The sequence below is a fragment of the Marinimicrobium agarilyticum DSM 16975 genome (assembly GCF_000423345.1).
GTDB classification, from domain to species: domain Bacteria; phylum Pseudomonadota; class Gammaproteobacteria; order Pseudomonadales; family Cellvibrionaceae; genus Marinimicrobium; species Marinimicrobium agarilyticum.
In genome coordinates this window covers 1-1932 of the sequence record NZ_AUHU01000028.1, presented here as the reverse complement: position 1 = coordinate 1932, position 1932 = coordinate 1, and the positions used below count along the sequence as shown (strand labels likewise).

Sequence of the window (1932 nt, the reverse complement as noted above, 5' to 3'; positions counted from 1 at the left end):
CAGCACCGGTGTTAAAAGTCCGTAAATTACCAACTTAGATTGTCCTCCCAACCCAAATGGGGTTTCCTTGTTTGCGACCAAGCATCGAGGACACCACCATGTTGAGCCGAGAGGACTTCTACATGATAAAGCAACTTCGCAAAGAGGGGGCACACATCGTGGATATTGCCCACCGTCTGGGCTGCTGTGAGCGCACGGTACGTCGCTACCTGGCACTGCCCGCCCCCAAAACCGGACGCCGTAATCAACCCCGAGGCAGCAAGCTCGATCCCTTCAAGTCGTTCATCGACCAGCAGTTGGCCGAAGGTGTCTGGAACGCTGAGGTGATCCTTCATAAAATCAAAGACTTAGGCTACGCCGGTGGCGGAACCTTGGTCCGGGACTACATCCAGCCCAAACGGGCGTTGCGCCCCAACCGCAAAACGGTGCGCTTCGAGACGGCACCGGGTCATCAACTGCAACACGACTGGGGCAACCTGGAAGTGTTGCTGGCCGGTGAACGGTGCAAGGTCCATATCGCCGTTAACGTGCTGGGCTACTCCCGCCGTCTCCACGTGTGGGCCGCGCCCTGTGAGGATGCGGAGCATACCTATGAGGCCCTGGTGCAGGCCTTGGAGCACTTCGGCGGTGTCCCCGCCACGGTGCTGGTGGACAACCAGAAAGCCGCCGTCCTGCGGCACAGCGCCGGTGGTGAGGTCCAGTTCAACCAGGGCTTCCTGCAACTGGCGCACCACTACGGGTTCAGCCCCAAAGCCTGTAAGCCGCACCGGCCTCGAACCAAGGGTAAAGTCGAGCGCATGGTGGGCTACGTCAAAGACCACTTCTTCCAGCGTTACCAACGCTTCGAGAGCTGGGCGCACCTGAATCAGTTGCTGACCCAATGGGTCAGTACCGTGGCCGATCAGCGAACCCTACGTCAGTTCGAACAGTCTCCGTTCGCCCGTTTTATCGACGAGAAAGTCGCCTTGCAGGCCCTTCCGGTGAGGCGCTTCGACACCAGTTACCGGGATCTGCGCCAGGTCGGCTGGGACGGCTACATCGAAGTGCGGGGCAACCGCTACAGCGTGCCCGAGTCTTACTGTGGCCAAGGCGTCAGCCTGCGGATCAGCCTGGACGATACCCTGCGGGTCTATGACAAGCACGATGCCCTGATCGCCGAACACCGACTGCGGGCGCGAACCGATGGCTGGCAAACCACGCCGTCTCATCACAAGCCGCTCTGGCAATCGGTGGGTGTCCAGCAGCGTAACCTCAGTGTCTATGAGGAGGTGCTGTCATGAACCTCGAGCAACTCTTGGATCGCCTGAAAATGGAGCACCTTCATGCTTCTCTCGACACCCTGTGCGAACACGCCAGTAAAGCGGACCTGAACTACCGGGAGTTCCTCGAACAGGCACTCTCCCAGGAATGGGGCGGTCGCCATCAACGCGGCTTCGAATCGCGGCTCAAGCAGGCGCGTCTGCCCTGGGTGAAAACCCTGGAGCAGTTCGACTTCAGCTTCCAGCCGAGCATCGACAAGAAGACGGTGCGCGAACTGTCCGGGCTGGGCTTCGTGGAGCGCAGTGAAAACGTGGTACTGCTGGGGCCACCCGGAGTAGGTAAAACCCACTTGGCTGTTGCCCTCGCCGTCAAAGCCGCCGAGGCCGGTCACCGGGTACTATTCATGAGTCTGGACCGGTTGGTCAGCACCTTGATCAAAGCCCGTCAGGAAAACCGATTGGATCGGCAACTGCAACAGCTGACCTACCCGAGAGTGTTGGTGCTCGATGAGATCGGCTACCTGCCCATGACCCGAGAGGAAGCCAGTCTGTTCTTCCGGCTGGTCAACCGGCGCTACGAGCGGGCCAGTATCATCCTGACCTCCAACAAGAGCTTTACCGACTGGGGTGAGGTGTTCGGGGATCAGGTCATTGCCACCGCGATACTGGACCG

The 1932-nt window shown here is 59.8% G+C and carries 2 protein-coding genes; both read left to right on the top strand.

The genetic code is table 11. The annotated features are described in order from the left end of the window. Positions 1 to 98 precede the first annotated feature (98 nt). On the top strand, positions 99 to 1280 hold the full coding sequence (istA, locus tag G547_RS0115950; RefSeq protein ID WP_027330697.1) for an IS21 family transposase: 1182 nt from the start codon (positions 99 to 101) through the stop codon (positions 1278 to 1280). Next, the coding region (gene istB / locus G547_RS0115945; RefSeq protein ID WP_027330696.1) for an IS21-like element helper ATPase IstB at positions 1277 to 1932 on the top strand (656 nt) is incomplete at its 3' end. The genes istA and istB, both read left to right, overlap by 4 nt.